This window comes from Streptosporangium sp. DT93 (assembly GCF_049844535.1).
Taxonomy (GTDB): Bacteria; Actinomycetota; Actinomycetes; order Streptosporangiales; family Streptosporangiaceae; genus Streptosporangium.
This window is the reverse complement of the sequence record NZ_JBNCLF010000002.1, coordinates 171,935-193,279: the sequence shown is the minus strand read 5'-3', so window position 1 is coordinate 193,279 and position 21,345 is coordinate 171,935. Positions and strand designations below refer to the sequence as shown.

Sequence of the window (21,345 nt, the reverse complement as noted above, 5' to 3'; positions counted from 1 at the left end):
GGCAGTGACGAGCGAGGACCGGATCGGCCTGCAGGCCGGCCGTGGCGTTCTGAGCGTCGCCGCCGGCCTGATCCTGGCCGCCCTGGCGACGGTGGGCTACACGCTGCCGCCGCCGTTCGACCCGACCCCGCTGCGCGCCGACCCGGTCTTCCAGACCCTTCCCCCGCAGCCTCCCGCCGAGGTCACGCCGGTCGCGGCGACCGCGCGGATCAGCGTTCGCGAGGTCACCGTCACCGCCGAGGACGGCACGCCGCTGCGGGCCACGATCCGCGCGCCGCTCACGCCGGGCCGGCACCCGGCGATGGTCTTCGTGCAGGGGGCCGGCGCCGGGACACGGGGCGAGTTCACCAGTCAGGCCGAGTGGCTGGCCAGGGCCGGGATCGTCACGCTCGCCTACGACAAGCGGACGGCGGGCTACGACTTCCGGCACCGCGACTTCGCCCTGCTGGCGAGCGACGCCGTGCGCGTCGTGCGGGAGCTGCGCGGGCGCGTGGACGTCGATCCGGCCCGGGTGGGGCTGTGGGGGGTGAGCGAGGGGAGCTGGGTGGTGCCCATCGCCGCCTCGGAAAGCGACGAGGTCGGGTTCACCGTGCTGGTGTCGGCCCCCAACGTCTCCCCCATGCGGCAGGTGACGTGGGCGCTGGGCGAGCAGCTGGAACGGCTGCACGCCCCGCCGGGCGTGCGCGAGCTGCTCATCCGGGCGATGGGCTCCGTCGACATGAACTTCCTGCGCTACGACGGCCTGCCCGCGCTGCGCGGGGTGCGGCAGCCGGTCCTGGCCCTGTACGGCACCCGCGATCCGTCGATCCCGTTCGTGGAGAGCAGCAAGACCCTGACCGGCGCGCTCACCGAGGGCGGCAACCTCGACTACACGATCCGCTACCTGCAGGGCGCCGACCACGGCATGCGCCTGCACGGCGGCCCCTTCGCGCCCGGGTACCTGCAGACGCTCGCCAACTGGATCCTCGGCCTGCCGGGCACGGCCACGCCGACGGTGCACATCGCCGGCGCCACGCCCGTCCAGCGGCTGGAGGCCAGCGACGTGCCCGCCGCCCCCTGGTACGCCGGGGGGACGATCATCGGGCTGGCGCTCTGCCTGGCCGCGGTCGGCTACGTGGTCGGCCCGGTGGCCGAGATGGCCGCCCGGTTGCGCGGCCGTGCTCCGGCGGAGACCAACGCCCGTGTCTGGCCGCCGATCCGGCGCCGGTTCCGCCGGATGGCGTGGACCGGGGTGGGGCTGCTGGTCTCGGTGCTGGCGTTCATCGTGCTGCTGGTGCTGTTCTCGGTCAACCAGGCGGGGGCCTGGCCGGCGGTGCTCGCCGGATGGCTGGTCATCAGGATCCTGGCGCTGCTGATGCTGCTCCAGGAGGTCACGGGCGTCGCGGCCGTCGTCGAGGGGATGCGCGAGGGCTGGCAGCCCTCGCGTCCCCAGAGCTTCGCCGTCGCCGGGGCACTGGGCGGCAACGGCCTGCTGCTGGTGGCCGCGGCCTACTACGGCCTGTTCTCGTTCCCCCTGTAGGCCCCTGACCTGACCGAGCCTGGCCTGGCCTGGCCCGGCCCGGCCTGGCCGCCCCCGCCCCGGGCCGCGAAGGGCCATCGGCGCCGCTCCGGGGCGGGGTGGCCGCCGGGCCGGTCAGAGGTAGCCGGTGAGCCAGCGGTCGATCTCGGCGAGCACGCGCTCGCGGACCGGCCCGGGCGAGAGCACCAGGTCGTGCATGCCGCCCGCCACCCGCACGCACGTCACGTGCGGGCCGATGCTGGTCGACCAGCGGGCGATCTGCCGGGGGTCGAGCACCACGTCGGCGCCGCGCGCCTCGGGGGCGAAGGCGCGCAGCCGCAGCCCCTTCTCCGCGCACAGCACCAGCACCGGCACGTCCACCCGCAGGCCGCCGTGCAGCCTGCGCTGTGCCCGGCGGACCGCCGCCAGCCAGGCCGCGTGCACCGGGAACCCGCCGACGGGTTTCCACTCCAGGTCGAAGTCCCACTCGCCGTGGTGGGTGCGGTGCAGGCTCGCGCCGTACGCGGTGGCCGCCGCCAGGGGCAGCACGGCGCGGGCCGGCAGCCTGGACAGCGGGCCGCGCAGCAGGTCGGCCGCCACCCGCAGGGGGGACGGGACGTTGAGGTCGAGGAAGGGGCTGTTGAGCACCAGCGCCTGGACCAGGCCCCGCCCGCGGACCCGGTCGGCCCAGAGCGGGGCGATCAGGCCGCCGGTGGAGTGGGCGTTCAGGACGACCCGCTCGTGCCCGTCCCGCTCGCGGATGACCCGTACCGCCTCGTCGATCTCGGGGAAGTACTCGGTGAGGCTGCGCACGAACCCGCGGGTCTGGTGCGGCAGCAGCGATCGCCCGTACTTGCGCAGGTCCAGGGCGTAGAAGTCGAAGCCCCGGGTGACGAAGTGGTCGGCCAGGTGGGTCTGGAAGAAGTAGTCGGTGAAGCCGTGCACGTACAGCACGGCCCCGCGGGCGGGCCCGGTGGCCCGCCCGGCGGCCCGCCGCACCAGCGAGGCCACCACCGGCCCCTCGCGGTCGTCGGGCATCGGCAGGACCGTGAGCTCGTAGCCGTCGCCCAGGACGTCGGGAGCGGGAACACCGGGAGCGCCGGGAGCGCCGGGGCGGGGAACACCGGGAGCGCCGGGAAGGGCGGGAGGGGGGACCTCGGGGGCGGGTACGTCGGACATGACGGTCAGTGCCGCTCGTAGGGGTTGTCCGGCCAGGAGGGGACCGCCCCGGGAAGGTCGCCCGAGACCTTCATCGGGAACGTCGCCGCCCGCTTCTCCAGGAACGCCGTGACGCCCTCGGCGGCGTCCGGGGCGGAGCCGAGCGCGTGCATGAGGACCGAGTCGGCGCGGTGCGCCTCCCACGGGGAGGCGGCCGACAGGCCCGACCACATGAGCCTGCGGATCGCGGCGACCGAGACGGCCGAGGTGTTGTCGGCGATCTCCCGGGCGAGCGCGTACGCGGCCGGGAGCAGCTCGTCGGGGGCGAGGACCCTGGAGACCAGCCGGCCCCGGAGCGCCTCGTCGGCGGGGAACACCCTGCCGGTCGCGGCCCACTCCATGGCCTGGGAGATGCCGACGAGGCGGGGCAGGAACCAGCTGGAGGCGGCCTCGGTCACGATGCCGCGGCGGGCGAAGACGAAGCCGAACCTGGCGGTGTCGGAGGCGAGCCTGATGTCCATCGGGAGCGTCATCGTCACCCCGACGCCCACGGCGGGGCCGTTGATCGCGCCGATGACCGGCTTGAGCGACCCGGCGATCCGGAGCGCGACCGTGCCGCCGCCGTCGCGGGGCGAGCCGTCGACGGTGTCCCGCCCGGCGTACATCTCGCCGGTCCTGCGGTGGTCGAAGGTCTCTCCCCCGCCCGAGAGGTCGGCGCCCGCGCAGAAGGCGCGGCCCCGGCCGGTGACGACGACGGCGCGTACCTCGTCGTCGGCGTCGGCCAGGTCGAAGGCGTCGATCAGCTCGCCGCGCATGACGTAGGTGAAGGCGTTGAGGCGGTGCGGTCGGTCGAGAGTGATCGTGGCGACACCGTCGGCCACCTCGTACTGGATCTCCGTGAAAGCCATGACCGAATCTTATTCCAGAGAAAAAGTCCGATAAGTCCGTATGAGTTTCTTGAGTTGTTCACCGACTTGTCGCTCACGGCGGTGTTTCACCCCCCTAATATCTCCCTGCGACAGCGAAGGGCGAGCGAGCGGGGGGCAGGTGCGGGACAGACCACGACCGCCCGGGGTCGGCACGGTCATCGGCTGGACGGCACTGGCCGCCGTCGCCCCCGGCGCGGCGCACCTGCGCGCGGGCCGGCGCAGGACCGGCCTGGCACTGCTGTCCGGGTACGCCGTGCTGCTGCTCGCCCTGCTCTGGGTCGCGCTCACCGCCGACCTGGGCGCCCTCGCCGGGCGACTGGCCGCCTCCTCCTCGAACGTGACCCTGGTCATCGCGGCCTCGGCCCTGCTGGGCATCGCCTGGTTCGCGCTGATCGTGCACTCGTTCACGGTGATGAACCCCGGCCGCCTGCCCAGGTCCGGGCAGGCGGTCGCGGGGAGCCTGGCCGGTCTGCTGGCGGTGGCCGTGCTGCTGCCGTTCGGCCTGGTCGGGCAGTCCGCGGCGGTCTCGCAGTCGGCGGTCACCGACATCTTCAACGCCCCCTCCACGCCGGGCCCCAGCGGCGGCACGGGCAAGGCGGACGACCCCTGGTCGGGACGTTCCCGGGTGAACATCCTGCTGCTCGGCGGTGACGCCGACACCCACCGGGTGGGCGTGCGCACCGACAGCGTCAACGTGGCCAGCGTGGACGTCAGGACCGGCAACACCGTGCTGCTCAGCCTGCCGCGCAACCTGGAGAACGTCCGCTTCGTCCCCGGCTCGCCCATGGCCAGGCGCTTCCCCGACGGCTTCCGGCTCCCGGCCAACCCCGACGGCTCGCGCGAGGACCTGCTCTTCGCGGTCTGGGAGTACGCCGACGCCCACCCGGAGATCTTCGGGGGGCGCAGGCACCAGGGCACCAGGACGCTGATCGACACGGTCGGGTACACGCTCGGGCTGAAGATCGACTGGTACGCCCTGGTCAACATGTGGGGCTTCGCCCGGCTGATCGACGCGATCGGCGGCGTGACGCTGACCGTGCCCCAGGACGTGGTCTTCGGCAGGTACAACGAGGGCCTGGTCAAGGCGGGCACCCGGCGGCTGCGCGGCGCCGACGCGATGTGGTTCGCCCGCTCGCGCACCAACAGCGACGACTACACCCGGATGGGCCGCCAGCGCTGCGTGCTGGGCGCCCTGCTGTCCCAGGCGGATCCGGCGACCGTGCTGTCCCGGCTCAACCAGGTGGCGACGGCCACGAAGGAACTGCTGAGGACCGACATCCCGCGCCCGATGCTGGAGCACCTGGTCCCGCTGGTGCTGAAGGTGAAGAACGCGAAGGTGACCAGCGTCCAGTTCGTCCCTCCGCTGATCAACACCGGCTACCCCGACTGGGACAGGATCCGCAAGGTCACGGCGAAGGCCCTGCGCGCCTCGGCCACTCCCCGGCGCCCGCTCACCGCCGCCGCGTCCCCCTCGGCCACCCCCGTGAGCACCCTCGCGGTCACGCCCTCCGTCCCGCCCTCCGTCCCGCCCTCCGCCACGCCCGGCACCGGCGGGAACACCGAGACCGCCGGCGGCGGCCCGCGGGCCGGTGAGGGCACCGCGTCCGCCCGGACCCCCCGCCCCCGGGCGAGCACCACGGTCAGGCCGGACCCGGCCGCCGCCAAGGGCATCACCGAGGGCTGCGCCTGAACATCGCGTCCGGGCATCGATGCTCGTCGGGCATCCGGCGCGGCGCGTCCGGCGCGGCATTTCCGGTACGGCACATCCGTCACCGGCTCCCTGCCTCCCGCCTTCGTCCGAGCCGTACGCCGACCGTCGCCGAGCCCCCGTCCCGCAGGGCCGCCCCGCCGAAGGTGAGCGCCAGACCGGCGCCGGTCGTGGCGCCCGCCAGCGACCCGTGCCCGTGCAGCACCCCGGTCACCGGCCGGTCCCACGTCACGGTCAGGGAGTCCAGGTCGCGCCTCGGGTCGGACACGGTCAGCGTGGCCGTACCGTCGCCCGCCTCCCTGACCAGGAGCGCGCACGGGGCGGAGGCCCCCAGGCCGCCGACGGCCCCGGCGTTCCAGAAGACGACGGCGGACAGGCCGAGTGACGGGACCCGCACCCCCTGCCGCCGGGCGGTGTTGTCGAGCACCCGTATCCGGCCGGGGTCGGCCGCCCGTGACCGGGTCGCGGCCAGGCTCGCACCCGGCAGGAGCACGTAGAGGTACCCGGCCGAGACCGGGTCGACGCCGTGGTCGAACCACAGCGTCGTGTAGTCGCGCGCCGACGTCCCCGCCTTCGGCCCGCCCGATCCACCCACTTCATCCGATCGGCCCGGAGCGCTGGGCCCGTCAGACCCGCCAGGCCCGTCCGGGGTGCGCCTCTCGCGCAGCGTGCGCAGCCCCGAGGCGCAGGGGAGGACGTAGCCCCCGTGACCCTCCAGGTGCGCCCAGCCCGCCTCCTCGTCCAGGGTCAGGCGCGCGCCGGTCCTGCGGTTGTCGACGACGGTCTCGACGGGAACGCCGTCCTCGCCGGTGATGCCGGCCCCCAGGCAGACCACGGCGTCGTCGAGGAAGAACCACGACTTGAACGCCTCCATCGTGCTCTCCAGGCCGTTCAGGTGCTGGCCGACCGCCGCGTACACGCCGTCGGTGGCGCCGCCCACCCAGCGGGCCGGCGGGCGGGTGTCACCCCACGCCCCTCCGGCGCCGTCCGCGAGCCGCCGGGTGGAGACGGTCGTGCCCGGCAGCCGGTAGGGGTCGACCGTGGACCAGAAGGAGTCGGAGTACTGGTCGCCGTGGCCCTCGCCCCACCAGTAGAGCATTCCCGAGCCGGTGTGCCAGCCGCGCGGGTTCTCGCCGTTGCCGTGCTCGTAGTGGCCGATCCGGTCCGAGGCCATGCTGAGGCCCGCGCACCAGCCCGGCCGGCGGTGGACGGCACGGGCGCTCGACGGCAGGAGCCGGTGCCCGGCGGGTTCGGCGGCGGCCGGGATCGCGTCGTCGTCCAGGACCGCGGCCAGGCGGGCGTGCGCTCCCAGGTCGTCGCGCTCGGCCGCGGCGAGCATGGGCCGGTGGACGTCCCGCAGCGCCCACCCCTTGACCATGGAGCGCCAGCGGTCCCGTTCGGCGGCGGAGGCCGCCTCGCCCAGCAGCAGGATCGACAGGGCGATCCCGCGCCCCCTGTCGTGGTCGCCGTACGGCCGCCTGCCGATCGCCCGGCCCGCGACGAGGTCCATGCAGAAACCGTCGTGGACGAACGGCGCGAACGACCTCTCGACCATGTCGAGGACGACCTGCCTGTTCGGGTCGGCGATCTCCCACGGCGAGCCGCGCAGCACCGCGAACAGGGTCGCCAGCCCCGACAGCAGCACCGCCCCGTACCCGCCCTGGTAGGGGACGGAGGTGTGCTGGAGGAACGAGCCGTCCCGGTGGAAGCCGTCCCCCTCCTCGACGTGGGGGAAGACCGGGGACAGCGCCGAGGCCGCGAGCGCGACCCCGCCCGGGTCGGACCCGAGGACGGCGCGCAGCAGCGTCACGACGCACAGGTCCACCCGGTTGGCGCCGGTGCTGGTGCCGTCGTAGTCGTCCAGGCGGCACGCGGGCACGAAATGCTCCGCCGCCCGCCGCAGCGGCCCGCTCTCCCGCTCGGTCAGGTGCGGGCCGATCAGCACGGCCGCGTCCAGGAGCCTGCGGGGCACGCCGATCTGCCAGTCCCACCAGTTGCCCGCCGCCTCCGCGCCCTCGGCGTACACCCGGCGCCGGTAGTGGTCGATGCCGGCCGCGACGGCCGCCGCCAGGCCCGCGTCACCGGTCAGGCCGGTCCCGGGCAGGGCGTACGCGCGGGCCATGGTCCGCAGCCGCACCGGCGTGGCGGTGAAGGACGGGAACGGCAGGCCGGGCCAGAGCGACGAGGCGGCCGGCGCCATGGTGTCCCGGTATCGGGTGGCGGTCCCTCCCAGCCTCGCCAGCCGGGTCCGGTAGGGCTCGGCCGAGGCGTCGAACCCCGACCCCGCCGTGACGTCCCGCCACCGGCGTCGCAACAGCGCGAAGACGTCGTCCCGCGCCGCCACGGGCAGGAGATCCGGCGCGGGCGGGAGAGCCCGTACGGGCGGGAGGGCCGGCGCGGCGGCGGACCGGTCCGGGGCGCGCGCGCCCTCCGCCGGGATCAGCGCCCCGGCCGCGGCGACCCCGCCGAGCCGGAGAAGCGATCGCCTGGAACATCCACTCACCCCCGGATTGTCGCTCAAGGAGGGCTTTCGTCCCGCGTGTCGGGTGAAACGCGGGACGTCGGCGCCTGCCGTGATGTACCGATGACCGAGAGTAACGTCCGTTCTGAAGTTGATCTATGAGGCATCCCTCATGACAGAACGGGAGTTCAACGTTGGTGTCACGACGATTCACATCCGCGCTCGTCGCGTCGGCCTGCGCCCTGTCGACGCTGCTCGCCCCGTCGGGTACGCCGGCGACGGCGGCCGGCACCGGTGCGCACACCGCCACCGCGCGCGCCGCCGCGCCCTGCTTCCGGCAGGGGCAGACGGTCTATCCCGTCGACTACTACTGGAAGAACGCGTTCGGCATGAGGCTGGGCAGCGGGTCGGCCGTGGTCGACACCTCCCCGCCCCTGTGGGGCGGGCAGATCGCGCCGGGCGGCACCTTCACCCTCACGCTGACACACCGTACGGCCCAGTGGCCGCTCCTGGTCAGCCGCTACACCACGACGTGGGACCTGTCGTCGCTGCTGGCCTACGCCGACGTCGTCGGCCAGTCGGGGACGGGCACCGTCGTCGGCAGCGTCCTGTCGATCCCCTCGCAGGGCACCAAGACCGACCCGTCCCCGAAGGTCATCACCTTCCAGGTCAGGCAGGGCACCACCGGGAACGCCATGACCATCCGGCCGACCGGGATCAGCAGCGTCCTCGCCGCCCCCGGCCGGCTCGGCGGCAACGCTCCCGCCCCTCCGATCCGGATCGTGAGCGGGCAGTCCGTCTCGCCCACCAGGGCCGCCGACGACACCGCCACCACCACGCCGGGCACGGCCGTCAGCGTGCCCGTCCTGGCCAACGACACCGCGACCTCACCGACGATCACCGGCCTCGGCCTTCCCGGCAACGGCACCGCGACGATCTCCGGTGGCGCCGTCGTCTACACGCCCGCCCCCGGATTCACCGGCACCGACGGTTTCACCTACACCATCACCACCGCCTGCGGGACCGGCACCGCCACGGTCACGGTCACCATCCCGTGCGTCTACACGCCGGTCGACCTGGTCAACGGCAGCTTCGAGGCGCCGCCCGTGGCCACGATCGACAGTGCGGTCCCGGACGCCTCGTCCGACCCGGCCGTCGGCTGGCGTACCACCGCCACCGACAACAAACTGGAGTTCTGGCGCAGCGGCCAGACCGGGGGCGGGAGCGTCGCCGTCCCGGCGGCCGACGGGCAGCAGTTCGCCGAGCTCAACGCCAACCAGGTCTCCACGCTCTACCAGGACCTGCCCACCGTTCCGGGGACCCGGATGACCTGGTCGCTCTACCACCGGGGGCGCCAGGGCACCGATGTGATGCGGGTGCTCATCGGCGCACCGGGGACGGCCATGGCGCAGGTACCCACCGGCGCCTCCTCCACGGACATCTCCGACGGCAACACCGCGTGGGGTTACTACAGCGGGGTGTACGTCGTCCCTCCGGGACAGACCACCACGCGGTTCGCCTTCGAGTCGGTGTCGGCCGCGGGCGGTAACCAGGGGGCCGGCAACCTCCTGGACGGCGTGATGTTCAGAACACCGACCTGCCCGTAGACCGACCTGCCCGCAGGCGGTCCTGCCCGCAGGTGCCCGGGGACGCGACCGGCCGTCCCGCCGTCACCTGAGCGTCGGCACCTCGCCGCACGCCGCCCATCCGACGTCGACCCCACGCAGGCTCGCCGCCCACGGCCCGGCGATCGCGGCGAGGCCGGCCGCGTCCGGCGGCGTGCGGCCGAGGCCCACGGCGAACCGCACCGCCTCCGGCCCGCTCTCGAACGGCCGGGGCCACGCGTGCGCGTCACGCGTACCGGCCCGCTCCAGCGAGGTCAGCAGCGCGCGCATCCTGCCACGAGCGCGGCCCAGCGTCCTGCCGGGGTCACCGGCCCCCTCCTGCCGTACGGTCACCACCGCCCACGCCGCGTGCCTGCGGTGCAGCGGCGGGGGCGACAGCAGCGCGGACCAGGGAACCGGTCCGGTTCCGGCCGCCTCCAGGATCTCCCAGGCGTGGTACAGCTCCTGCGTCAGCAGGTCCCGGCCGCCGGCGCCGACCTGCTCGGTGCACGAACGGACCGGGGCACTGGGAGTCATGATCGTCACAGCCGTGTCGCCGTCCGACGGGCCGCCCCCCCGGGCGGATGCCCTCTCCTTGCCGGAAGGCGCCTGCGGCCACAGCCCGACCGGACGGCTCCAGTCCCAGGCGGCCCAGGTGCCGAAGAAGTGCCGCAACAGGTCGCCGGACGGCAAACCTCCCGGTTCCCCCGGTTCCCCCGGTCCTTCTGGACCCCCCGCCTCGCGCGCCGTCCGCGCCGCCAGGACGGTCCAGGCCAGGCCGGGCAGCCCCCCGAAAGGGGCCGAGTCCAGGCCCCGCGCCCTCGCCCAGGCCTTCACCTGCCGTGCCAGGGCGAGAAAGGCCGCGCGGTCCGCGCCCGCCGCGGCGAGTACCGCGTCGGCGTCGCTGATCGCGCTGAGCGCGAGGGCGGCCGCCTCGTCCAGCTCGGCACGGCGCGCCACCGCCTCGGCGGGAGGAAGGCCGCCGGTCGCGACGACGGCCAGGTCGACGTCGAGGTCCCCGGCACGCAGCCGCAGGCCGGGTACGCGGGCGCCGTGGACGCGCCGCACGCCCGTCGCCTCCGGCAGCGCCGCCCGGACCCTGTCCTCGACGCTCCCGATGCTCCCGGCATCTCTCACGTTCCGGCTGCTCCCGGCGTCCGCCGGATCGGCCGGGCCGGGCAGTGCCGCCACCAGGTCCAGGTCCGCGCCCGGCAGCGCGCAGCCCAGGCGGCGCGATCCCGCGACGTGCACGGTCCCCTCCGGCAGCGAGGCCCGCAGCCGTTCCAGGACCTCCCGTGTCCGCGTCTCCTCCTCGGGGCCGCAGGGCCCCGGCCCCCACCCCGCTCCGGAGCCCTCCGCTTCGGAGCCCTCCCTTTCGAAACTCTCCTCCGTACCGAGGACCTCCGCCCCGGAGTCCTCCGTCCCGGCCTTGCGGCGCGGTGAGGAGCCGTTCCCGGGTACGGGCGCCCGCTCCGGCCGGACCCGTCCGGAGGCGTCGGGCACGGGCGCCGCCCGGTCGAGCCAGGTCACCTCACCGGTTCCCAGAGCGACGGTCGCCCTGGGGCGCATGGGCTCCTCGCCCCGTCGCGACAGCAGGACGATCTCGCCGACGCGCGCGGACACCGCGCCGAGCCGGGCGGCGAGATCGGCGGCGAGCCGCCCGGGACGGCGCGTCCTTCCCAGGGTCAGGTGCGGGACGTGGTCGTCGGCGCGGCCGGCGCAGCGGGGGAAACCGTCCGCCAGCGCGCCGTACAACTCGGCCCACGGCCCGGCTCCGGTCGCGGCCGGATCGAGCCAGAGCGTGAAACCGTCGCGGTGGGAGAAGGAGCGCACGCCCTCCAGCAGCGCGGTGAACGGGGCGACCCCCGCCACGGCGGTGGCCAGGACGGCGGCCGCCTCCTCGAAGCGGTCCTCCGGCACGAAGCCGAACAGCAGGGTGACGTGCGGCGGCCACCGGCGATGACCGGGGTCGTGTTCGGCACGGATCTCCTGGACGGCCGGCCAGACCCGTCGCGGCGGGATCCAGACGACCGCCGTACGCCTGGTCGGTGCCACGTCGAGAACGTCCGCGAGGGCGTGCGCGTCCTCGCCCGCACCGGCGGCGGCGGTGACGTCGGCGGTGACGCCGTAGTGATCCGACAGGAACAGGCCGTCGCCGGTCGCGGGAGAGTCTCCCCGCACGGTGGCGGCGACGGTCCGCAGGCCGTGCCCGCGCAGCAGCACCCGGTCGAGCCGGGCGGCCCGGCCGGAGAGCGAGGAGACGGCCGCCAGCGGGTTGACCCCGGGGTCGAAGGTCGCGGTCCGGTCGCCGGGCCCGTGGAACTCGGTCCACGCGTCCCGCAGGCCCAGCACCCGTGCGGGGCCGTCGCCGCCGTCGTTCAGGTCGCCCGTCAGGATCAGGTCACCGTCGACGGAGGCCAGCACCTCGGCGAGGCGCGACAGCTCGGCGTCGCGCCGGGCGGGGCCGTCGTCGCTGTGGTCGCTGGTGAGATGGGTGGCGGCGACCACGAGCGAGCCGGTCGCGGACCGCACCGTGAGCGCCGCGACGGCCTTGTGCGGGCCGAGGACATGGCGTCCCGCCTCCAGCACGGGCAGGCGGCTGAGCAGCAGGACCCCGCTGTCGTCGATGTCACGGCCGGCCGGGTCGGTGCTCAGCGTGTACCCGTCCCTGACCCAGGCGGCTTCCAGCAGGAGGCCGAGCAGCCCGGCCTCCACCTCCTGCAACGCGATGACGTCGGCGTCGGCACGCTCCAGCTCCTCGACCAGCAGCGGCCTGCGGCGGGCGGTGGAGATCAGGTGGCCGTCGTAGCGGTCCCAGAGGGTGTTCCAGGTCAGCACACGCAGGCGGGCGGGCACCGGCACCCGCCTGGCCCTCGCCTCCGGCGCCTCCGTCCCCGACGGCGCTGACGGTCTCGGCGGCCCCGCCGGACCCGACGGCACTGACGGCACTGACGGCCACGACAGACCGGACGGCGCTGCCGGGGCGGGGCGCCAGCCTCCGGCCGGATCCCACGCGAACGGTGTCGCGGCGGTGAAGAACGGCGCCCGGAGCCTGCGCGGCTGCCGCACCCGGCCGGCTAGCGAGGCGTCGACGCGGTCCAGGCCCGCCGCCCGGTCCCAGAGCACCTCGCCGTCGGCCTCGACGAAGAGAACGCGGTGCCAGGGGATGTCGCCTCCGGGCACGAAGGCGGGCAGCGGGACGCGCTTGGGGGCCGCGCCGCGCACGTTGATCCCCAGCACGAACCGGGCCGGGTCGAAACGCGGGTCCCAGCGCACCCGGTGGTAGATCTCCTCGCTCGTGCGCATGCTCACTCCTCCTCGGCGTCCAGTGTCCCGGCGACGTCGCCGACCTCTCCGCCGGGCCCGACGTACCAGGTGCGGTGCGCCTCTCCGGGGTAGGGCGGGGAGAACCGGCGGAGCTGCGCCGAGAGCACCTCCGGGGGTACCGCGTACGCGCGTCCGGCGTTGCGCCCGGCGAGCAGGTCGTCGGGGACCAGCAGGACCGCGTGCGTCGTCAGCGCGTCGCGGCGGCGGGCCACGGCGTGCACCAGGGAGCGCTGGTGGCGGTTCAGCGCGGTGGCGTCCCACACGACGGTCCCGCCGGCCGCCAGGAGCGTGTCGAGCCGGCGCAGTCCCTCGGTGAGGATCGCCGGGTCGGTACGCCGGTTCGTCCCTCTCCCGCCGGCCCTGCGCAGCTCGTCGAGCGAGACGACGGCGTCGGCGCCCGCCAGGTGGCGGGCGAAGGTGCTCTTGCCGCTGCCCGAGGGGCCCACCGTGACGACGAGCCGGGGAAAACCGCCCGACCGCCACCGCCAGGTCAGCGCCCGCCCTTCGGCGGCCGTGGTGATCCGGCCCAGCGCGTACGCCTCCCTGGCCTCGGCCCAGCACCGGTCGGCCGCGTCACGGTCCTCCCCGCCGGGCCCCCGCCACCGCTCCCCGGCGTCCTCCGCGTCCGCGTCCCCGCCCGTGGCGGGAGCGGGCGCCTCGCGGCCCCCCGCGCGGACGCCGAGCACCTCACGCGTGCCGAGCACCTCACGCGTGCCCGCGCGGGCACCGGACGTCTCGTGGATGCCGAGTGCCTCGCGCATGCCCGCGCGCAGCGGCGCCAGCGGTGCCTCGCCGAGCAGTCCCGCCTCCTCGGCGTGGAGCTCGGACCAGCCGGTCTGCTCGCGCGCCTCGGCGACCGCCTCACCGCCGCGCCCGGCCAGGACCGCGGCGGCGACCGCGTGCAGGATCCCCAGGTCGGCGGCGGCCGACAGCCGTACCAGACCCTCCCGGCGTGCCTCGTCGGGCAGGGAGCGGTGCGGGAGGGAGTGGAGCCCGACCAGGTCGGCGACCCTCCGCGCCAGCGGCATGCCCAGCGGCGCCACCAGCCGGGGTGCCAGCCGGGAGCGGTACGTGCCGTGGAACAGGGCCGCCAGCACACCCGCCAGCCGGGCGTCCCCCGTCCGGCCCAGCAGGTCGAGCCGGGCGGAGACGTCGGCCACGGCGGCCTCGGCGGCCTCGGCGTTCCCGACGGCCTCGGCGTGCCCGGCGCGTCCGGTGGGCCCGTCGTGCCCGGTGGTCTCGGCGCGTCCGGCCTCGAAGGGCCCGGCCGGGTCGCCGGGTTCCGTTCCCAGCGCGGCCAGCAGTGACGGCACGTCGCGATCGGCTCCCGAGCGCACCTCCCACAGGGCGGCGACCGGGCTCAGCCCGTTCTCGACGACGGGGCCGAGCATCCAGTGCTCGTCGGTCCGCACGTGCCGCGGGCGCACCCACTTGGCCACCCGGCCGGCGAACTCCTCACGCCGGAAGCCCTCGGCGGTCCGTACGACATAGCCCTCCCGCCGCGCCGTGTCCAGGCGCAGCGCCCGCAGCGCGCGCTCGTCGAAAACGCCGCGCCACAGCACCGGCGGGACGGGCAGCCCCAGCCTCCGAGTCAGGCGCACGGTCCGGTCCCAGCCGAGGCAGTGGTCGCCGTCCCAGACGGAGAAGGCGTAGAACCAGCTCTCCAGGTCCCGGTACTCGATCGAGTGGCGGGCGTAGAGGTTCTCCCCGCACACCCGCATGCCCGGCGGGATGGAACGGGCGATCCTGCCGTGCAGCGCCTTGATCCACGCGCGGGAGGGATGGTGCGCCGAGTCGAGCGAGCGGGCGTGCAGCCCGTCGGGGTACAGGGTGGTGTTCTCCCCGTCGAGCTTCTCGGTGACGACGACCTCCCGGCCCCGCAGCTCCGTCAGCCCGGTGGCGCGCAGGTCGTCGGTGGTCGCCCCCGGCGACCACGGCAGGTGAGGGGTGCGGGGGTAGTGCACGCGCATGTTCCACTCCCCTGCCGGTACGACGTCCCGGCGACGATACGGAAGAGGAAACCGGCGACGCCACCGAATAAACGACCGGACGCCCTCGTGGGAAGGCGCCGGTGCCGCGTTCGGCGCCGTCGTGCGCCCGCAGACCGGCCGTCACCCGCTAGACGGCGTACGACTCCTTGGCCAGGCGGCGGACCCGGTCCTCGTCGATGCGGTGGCCCAGGCCGGGCTGGGTGAGGGGCACGGCCACCACACCGCCCGTGATGCCGACCGGCGGGTCGACGATCTGAGCGCTGCGCGGCGGCTCGGCCACGTCGCAGGGCAGGCCGCACCCGGGCAGGCTGGCGGCGGCGACGGTGGCCGCGCGGGCCAGCCCGGTGCCGCGGCCCCCGGCGCAGGCGATCTCCCAGCCGGCGCCCACCGCGCGGTCGTGCACCCGGCGTACCTCGCGCAGGGATCCCAGGGTCGCGGGGCGCAGCAGCAGCGCCCGGCCCGCCCGTACGGTGATCGCCTCCTCCAGCTCCGTGTCCGAGGAGACCTCGAGCAGGACCGGCGCGGCGACCCGTTCCTGCAGGTCGGCGTGGTCGGCCAGGCCCGAAGGGCCGGTGAAGGGACGCTCGATCGCGGAGAGCTCGTAGGAGTCGAGCGCCTGCAGGGCGTCGATGCCGGTGTAGGCGCCGCGGGCGTCCACGCAGATGCCCAGCACCGGGTACGCCTGGCGGACGGCGCGCAGCGGCTCGACGTCCCAGCCGGGATGGATGTCCAGGGTGACGTGGGAGTACCCGGCGCAGACGTGCCGGTTCACCCTGGCGACCAGGCTGTCCAGGTTCCGGTCGGCGCCGACCCTGACGGTGGCCGTGAGGGAGGTGCGGGTGCCGCCGAGCGCGTGGGCCAGCGGGACGCCGCGCATCCTGGCCCACAGGTCCCAGCAGGCCATGTCGGCGGCGGATCCACCCGGGATCGGGCCCAGCTCGTCGGGGTGCTCCCAGTCCACGCCGATCAGCGCGTCGCCGAGCCCCTGCTCCAGCGAGACCCAGGTCTCGGGGTCGGCGTCGACGACCTCGCCCCAGCCGGTCATGCCCCCGTAGTCGGTGAGCCGGACGAGGATGCTCTCCGGCCGCCTGCCGTAGGGCAGGATCAACCGGAACACCTCAAGCTCACGGACTCGCGGCATGGACCCCCCTTGGTCTCTCCCGGCCCGGAGCGCTCCGAGCTCCGGAAACACGAATCCCGCCCGGAGGCGGGACTCCCTTCAACACCGGCAAGCACGGCGTTCTTCCCATCGTGCCACGAAGACCCACGGGCATCCCGGCCCCCGGTGGAATCAGGCCCGAACCGATGGCGGGGCCGATGATCACGGCCGGGAACAGGGACCGGCCCGGGAGAGCGGCCAGGGCCGAGGCCGGGCCGGGACCAATACCGGGCCGGTGCAGGGCCGGAAGCGGGAACCGGTCCGGGAAGACGGCCGGGGCCAGGACAGGAGCAGGGACAGGGGCGAATGTCAGGCCCTGACCCGGCCCGCGACGACGATCCCGGTGGCCGCCAGCACCGCCACCAGCGCGAAGCAGAGCATGTAGACGACCCCCAGGGTCCCCAGGGCGGCCAGGAGCGCACCGGCGATCGCGACCGAGACGACCGTGTAGACCGACTCCGCGACCCCCAGCGACGCGCTGTTCTCCCCCTCCTCCCCCGGGGGCGACAGCTCCAGGACGAGCACCGAGAGCGTCGGGTACACGACGCCCATGCCGAGCCCCAGCACGATCTCCCCGGCGAAGGCCGCGGCGACCGGGACGACGGCGAAGACGGTCAGGGCCATCAGCACGAGCCCCACGGTGATCAGCAGCGAGCCGAGGCGCAGCAGCGGGACGCGCTCGAACCGCCTGCGGCCCACCACCCACGAGCCGAACGACCAGCTCAGCGCCCCGCCGGTCAGGACGAGCCCGGCCATGGTCAGCGACAGGCCCCGCTCCTCGTTGAGCATCAGCGGCAGGAACGTCTCGCCGCCGATGACCGCGCCCGCCGCGATGCCGCGCAGGGAGATCACCGAGGGCAGCCCGCGGGCCGCGCGCAGGGTCCCGGGGGGCAGCAGCCGGGGCAGCGCGGCGCCCAGCACGGCCAGGCCGATGAAGAGCAGGACGAATCCGGCGCCACGCGCCGCGCCGCCGTACTGCATGAGCGCGGCTCCGGCCGCGACGAGCAACGCCCAGCCCAGCCTTCGCATGATCGGGGAACGGGCGGGGACGGGCGGCTGCTCCGACATCGGCGCGGAGGCCAGCCCGCGCCACAGCAGCAGCGCCGCGGGGAGGAGGATCACCGCCACGCCGTAGAAGACCCAGCGCCAGTCCACGTTCTCCACCACGAGGGCGGTGATCGCGGGCCCCACCATGGAGGGCACCACCCAGGCGGTCGCGAAGATCGAGAACACCCGCGGGTGGAGCTCGGCGGGGTAGACCCGCGAGACCAGGACGTACATCGAGACCTGGAGCATGCCCGCGCCGAAGCCCTGGACGAACCGGCCCGCGACGAACAGGTCCATCGTCGGCGCGGCCCCGGCCAGGATCAGCCCGGCGGCGAAGACCGCCACCCCGGTCCACAGCGGCGCGACCGGCCCGCCGAGGTCGCCCCAGCGCCCGCCCAGCACGGTCGCGACCACCCCGGCCGCCAGTGCCCCGCTGAACGCCAGCCCGTACAGCGCGTGCCCGTTCAGCTCGGCGGCCACGACCGGCATGGCGGTGGCCACCGCCAGGTACTCGAAGGCGGCCAGGGTGATCAGGGCCACCATGCCGATCGTCAGTGCCCGGTAGCGGGGGGCGAATATTCCGGCGGGACGCTTCTCGGCTGTCGTGCTGACCATGCAATAGAAGGTACGTGCGCCGCCCGGCACCGGTCATCGGCCCCCCGGCTCCGCCCATGGTCGTAGGACCGGGGGCGGCCTCACCCGGCGGCGCGCCCGGCGAGCGGGCGCCGCCGCAGCGTGGCGTCCACCAGCGACGGCGGGCGCCAGGCACCATCAGGTTCGTACAGGTTCGTCCCAGGCGGCACGATCTCGTCGATCCGGTCGAGGGCGGCGTCGTCGAGGGTGAGGGAGGCGCCCTCCAGCAGTTCCTCCAGGTGGCCCATGGTCCGCGGCCCGGTGATCACCGAGGTGACGGCGGGGTGCGCCGCGGCGAAGGCCACGGCGAGCGCGGGGAGCGAGCAGCCCAGGTCCTCGGCGAGCGCGACCAGCCTCTCGACGGCCTCGAACTTGGCGGCGTTCCCCGGGAGGGCGGGGTCGAAGCGGGCCGGGGTGAGGGCGGGGCGGCCGGTGGACAGGTCGACGGGCCGGCCCTTGCGGTACGCGCCGGACAGGAAGCCCGAGGCGAGCGGGCTCCAGGTCAGCACCCCCATCCCGTACCGCCCGCAGACCGGGAGCACGCCGGCCTCGACGCCTCGGGCGAGGAGGGAGTAGGGCGGCTGCTCGCTCCTGAAACGCCCCAGGCCGCGACGCTCGGCGACGTGGTGCGCCTCGACGATCTCCTCGGCCGGGAAGCTCGAACAGCCGAAGGCGCGGATCTTCCCCTGACGGACGAGGTCGCTCAGCACCGAGAGCGTCTCCTCGACGTCGGTCGAGTGGTCGGGACGGTGGATCTGGTAGAGGTCGATCCAGTCGGTCCGCAGGCGCCTGAGGCTCTCCTCGACCTCCTTGAGGATCCAGCGGCGCGAGTTGCCGCTCCGGTTGGGCCCCTCGCCCATCCGGAAGTGCACCTTGGTGGCGAGCACGACGTCGTCGCGGCGCCCCCTCAGCGCCTTCCCGACGATCTCCTCGGACTCCCCCGCCGAGTACATGTCGGCCGTGTCGACGAAGTTGACGCCCCGGTCGAGGGCGGCATGGACGATGCGGACGCAGTCGTCGTGGTCGGCGTTGCCGACCGCGCCGAACATCATGGTCCCGAGGCAGTGGACGCTCACCTCGATGCCGGTGCCTCCGAGAACGCGGTAACGCATGTGATCAGACTCCCTTGCCGATGTCCGGCGAGTGCCGGTGAGGACCCGCCGGGAGGGACGTCGCCGTGCCGGGCGGGGTGAACGAGGCGGCCCGGTGCGCGTCGTACCCGGCGGCCGTCGCCGCCGCATCCCGTGCTCACCGTGACGAAAGGGCCGCCCGGGTCCGCATCCTAGGAGCTGGAGTCGCCTCTAGATCAAGTCCGTATCCTGGACGGCATGCGTGACATCACACCGGATCTGAGCATCGGGCAGGTGGCCGAGCGCACGGGGTTGAGCGTCCACGCCCTGCGCTTCTACGAGCGCGAGGGCATCCTGGTCGATCCGGTACGGCGCGGCCCCGGCGGGCGTCGCGTCTACGGCGAGGGCGACGTGGAGTGGCTGACCCTGTGCGTCGTCCTGCGCGCCTCGGGCATGCCACTGCCCGAGATCCGCCGTTACACCGAGTTCGTCCGTCAGGGAACGGGCAACGAGGAGGAGCGGCTCGCCCTGCTGCGCCTGCACAGGGAACGGGTGATCGCCCAGATCGACGGCCTCTCCCGGTGCATGGATCTGATCAACCACAAGGTCGGGGTGTACGAGGACCTCCTCGACGGGGGTGGCACGGGCCATCCGTGCTCCGCGCCGCCTTCGTGACGTCGCGGATCCCGGGGGCGTCGGGGGCGTCGGGGGCGTCGCCGGCGGGCAGGGGCGAGTCCCGCCGGGAACGCGCGGGTCGCGGACCGGACGGCTGTGCGGGCGGAGCCGGGGTGCGCGAGCAGCGGGGAAAGAATTCCGATCTCCTCGTGTGCGATGTCGATCCGATCGGGGGCCGTTCGTATAGGAGACGAGAGGCCCGCAGCGCGCCATGCCCGGCGTCGACGGGAGCCGCCACCCGGGGGACGGCGCCGGGGGGCACGAGAACGAGGAGACCGACCGTGAAGCAGTACCTGCTCAGCATTTACCAGCCCGACGGCACTCTTGCGTCCGGCGATCTGGAGCCCATCATGCGGGACGTCGAGGCCCTGGACCGGGAGCTCAAGGAGGCGGGGGCGTGGGTCTTCGCCGGGGGGCTGCACCCGGCGAGCTCGGCCACCGTGGTCCGGGTCCGCGACGGTGAGTCGCTGACCACCGACGGCCCGTTCACCGAGGGCAAGGAGCACATCGGCGGGTTCACCGTCATCAGGGCGTCCGATCTCGACGCCGCCCTGGCGTGGGGGCGCAGGCTCTCCCGCGCGACCACGCTCCCGGTCGAGGTGCGCCCCATGCACGGCGCGGACGGCGACCTCGACCCGGCATGACGGACCTCTCCCCGGCGCGGATCGAGGACGTGTTCCGCCGGGAGTACGGCCGCGCGGTGGCCGTCCTGGTCCGCCTCCTCGGCGACATCGACCTCGCCGAGGAGGCCGTCCAGGACGCGTTCACCGAGGCGGCACGGCGGTGGCCGGCCACGGGGCCGCCCCCGAGCCCGGCGGGATGGATCATCACCACCGCCCGCAACCGGGCGATCGACCGCCTGCGGCGCGAGTCCACCCGCGAGGACCGGCACGCCCAGGCCGCCCTGCTGCACGTCCCCGCCGAACCCGCCGAGGAGGGTCCCGTGCGCGACGACCGGCTGAGACTGATCTTCACCTGCTGCCATCCGGCGCTCTCCACCGGCGCCCGCGTCGCGCTGACGCTGCGCCTGCTGGGCGGGCTCACCACCGCCGAGATCGCGCGCGCCTTCCTGGTCCCCGAGCCGACCATGGCGCAGCGGCTGGTCAGGGCCAAGAACAAGATCCGTGACGCGGGGATCCCGTACCGGATCCCCGCCGAGGCCGAGCTGCCCGACCGCCTGCGGGCCGTGCTGGCCGTGATCTACCTCGTCTTCACCGAGGGGCACACGGCCGGTTCGGGTGAGCGGCTGATCCGCGAGGAGCTGTGCGCCGAGGCCGTCCGCCTGGGGCGGCTGCTGGCCGAGCTGATGCCCGACGAGCCGGAGGTGCTGGGACTGCTCGCGCTCATGCTGCTCGTCGAGTCACGCCGGGCGGCCCGCGTCACCCCCGGCGGCGACCTGGTGCTCCTGCCGGACCAGGATCGCGGCCTGTGGGACCGGGAGCTCGTCGCCGAGGGCCAGGCCATCGTCCGGGGCTGCCTGCGGCGCGGCCGGCCGGGCCCGTACCAGATCCAGGCGGCGATCAACGCGGTGCACGGCGACGCGCCGGTCGCGTCCGCCACGGACTGGGGGCAGATCCTGGCCCTGTACGACCTGCTGCTGGAGCTCTCCCCGGGGCCGGTGGTGGCCCTCAACCGCGCGGTCGCCGTGGCCGAGGTCGAGGGACCGGGCGCGGCGCTGGTCCTGGTCGACGGCCTCGACCTGGACGGCTACCACCTGTTCCACGCCGTCCGCGCCGACCTGCTGCGGCGCCTGGACCGCGCTCCCGAGGCGGCCCTGGCCTACGACGCGGCGCTCGCCCTCGCCGGCAACGCGGCCGAACGCGACTTCCTGCGGCGCATGCGCGCGACGGTGGAGCCCTGAACGTCACGGCGCCCCACCGGTCGTCACCCGGGTCGTCGCGTGGGTCGTGACGCGAGTCGTCGCGCGGGTCGTGACGCGGGTCGTGACGCGGGTCGTGACGCGGGTCGTGACGCGGGTCGTGACGCGGGTCGTGACGCGGGTCGTGATCGTCGCGCACCTCACGATCCCGGTCGTCACGCGGGTCACGATCCCGCCGCATGTCACGATCCGGGGGGCTGCGTCGT

14 protein-coding genes are annotated in these 21,345 nt (G+C 74.7%); 6 read left to right on the top strand and 8 right to left on the bottom strand.

The genetic code is table 11. The features are described 5' to 3' along the window. Positions 1–4: 4 nt before the first annotated feature. Positions 5–1,519, top strand: coding sequence for an alpha/beta hydrolase family protein (locus tag ACLQ2R_RS06135; RefSeq protein WP_425958330.1), 1,515 nt, complete (start codon positions 5–7; stop codon positions 1,517–1,519). Between the two features lie 114 nt (positions 1,520–1,633). Here ACLQ2R_RS06135 and ACLQ2R_RS06130 read toward each other — a convergent pair whose 3' ends face one another. Then, positions 1,634–2,677 carry an alpha/beta hydrolase gene (locus ACLQ2R_RS06130; RefSeq protein ID WP_425958329.1) on the bottom strand — a complete coding sequence of 348 codons (1,044 nt, stop codon included), beginning with the start codon at positions 2,675–2,677 and terminating at the stop codon, positions 1,634–1,636. A 5-nt stretch (positions 2,678–2,682) separates the two neighbouring features. Beyond that, positions 2,683–3,564: a crotonase/enoyl-CoA hydratase family protein gene (locus ACLQ2R_RS06125; protein ID WP_425958328.1), complete on the bottom strand. Its 882-nt coding sequence runs from the start codon at positions 3,562–3,564 to the stop codon at positions 2,683–2,685. A 139-nt stretch (positions 3,565–3,703) separates the two neighbouring features. On the opposite strand from ACLQ2R_RS06125, the gene ACLQ2R_RS06120 reads away from it, so the two are divergent. Beyond that, positions 3,704–5,275 carry an LCP family protein gene (locus ACLQ2R_RS06120; RefSeq protein WP_425958327.1) on the top strand — a complete coding sequence of 524 codons (1,572 nt, stop codon included), beginning with the start codon at positions 3,704–3,706 and terminating at the stop codon, positions 5,273–5,275. Between the two features lie 79 nt (positions 5,276–5,354). Here ACLQ2R_RS06120 and ACLQ2R_RS06115 read toward each other — a convergent pair whose 3' ends face one another. Next, positions 5,355–7,796, bottom strand: coding sequence for a polysaccharide lyase 8 family protein (locus ACLQ2R_RS06115; protein WP_425958326.1), 2,442 nt, complete (start codon positions 7,794–7,796; stop codon positions 5,355–5,357). Between the two features lie 155 nt (positions 7,797–7,951). Here ACLQ2R_RS06115 and ACLQ2R_RS06110 point away from each other — a divergent pair, with 155 nt between their 5' ends. Then, positions 7,952–9,361 (top strand): Ig-like domain-containing protein, encoded by a 1,410-nt coding sequence (locus tag ACLQ2R_RS06110; RefSeq protein WP_425958325.1) that lies wholly within the window; start codon positions 7,952–7,954, stop codon positions 9,359–9,361. Between the two features lie 63 nt (positions 9,362–9,424). On the opposite strand, the gene ACLQ2R_RS06105 is transcribed toward ACLQ2R_RS06110, so the two are convergent. The 5 genes from ACLQ2R_RS06105 to ACLQ2R_RS06085 all read right to left on the bottom strand — a co-directional run bounded on the left by ACLQ2R_RS06105 (position 9,425) and on the right by ACLQ2R_RS06085 (position 18,627). Continuing rightward, positions 9,425–12,664, bottom strand: a complete 3,240-nt coding sequence (locus tag ACLQ2R_RS06105; RefSeq protein ID WP_425958324.1) for a poly(A) polymerase — start codon at positions 12,662–12,664, stop codon at positions 9,425–9,427. A 2-nt stretch (positions 12,665–12,666) separates the two neighbouring features. Next, positions 12,667–14,655, bottom strand: a complete 1,989-nt coding sequence (locus ACLQ2R_RS06100; RefSeq protein ID WP_425958323.1) for an RNA ligase family protein — start codon at positions 14,653–14,655, stop codon at positions 12,667–12,669. Positions 14,656–14,803: 148 nt separating this feature from the next. Next, positions 14,804–15,817 (bottom strand): enolase C-terminal domain-like protein, encoded by a 1,014-nt coding sequence (locus tag ACLQ2R_RS06095; RefSeq protein ID WP_425958322.1) that lies wholly within the window; start codon positions 15,815–15,817, stop codon positions 14,804–14,806. Between the two features lie 327 nt (positions 15,818–16,144). Then, positions 16,145–17,497 carry an MFS transporter gene (locus tag ACLQ2R_RS06090; protein ID WP_425958321.1) on the bottom strand — a complete coding sequence of 451 codons (1,353 nt, stop codon included), beginning with the start codon at positions 17,495–17,497 and terminating at the stop codon, positions 16,145–16,147. Positions 17,498–17,577: 80 nt separating this feature from the next. Then, the gene (locus ACLQ2R_RS06085) at positions 17,578–18,627 is read right to left on the bottom strand and encodes an aldo/keto reductase (RefSeq protein ID WP_425958320.1); all 1,050 of its coding nucleotides are present in this window, start codon (positions 18,625–18,627) and stop codon (positions 17,578–17,580) included. Positions 18,628–18,843: 216 nt separating this feature from the next. Between ACLQ2R_RS06085 and ACLQ2R_RS06080 the strand changes: the two genes are divergently transcribed. The 3 genes from ACLQ2R_RS06080 (at position 18,844) to ACLQ2R_RS06070 (ending at position 21,121) form a co-directional block, all read left to right on the top strand. Next, on the top strand, positions 18,844–19,260 hold the full coding sequence (locus ACLQ2R_RS06080; protein WP_425958319.1) for a MerR family transcriptional regulator: 417 nt from the start codon (positions 18,844–18,846) through the stop codon (positions 19,258–19,260). 281 nt (positions 19,261–19,541) lie between these two features. Beyond that, positions 19,542–19,904 (top strand): YciI family protein, encoded by a 363-nt coding sequence (locus tag ACLQ2R_RS06075; protein WP_425958318.1) that lies wholly within the window; start codon positions 19,542–19,544, stop codon positions 19,902–19,904. Further along, on the top strand, positions 19,901–21,121 hold the full coding sequence (locus tag ACLQ2R_RS06070; protein WP_425958317.1) for an RNA polymerase sigma factor: 1,221 nt from the start codon (positions 19,901–19,903) through the stop codon (positions 21,119–21,121). Before ACLQ2R_RS06075 ends, ACLQ2R_RS06070 begins: the two co-directional genes overlap by 4 nt. Positions 21,122–21,345: the final 224 nt, after the last annotated feature.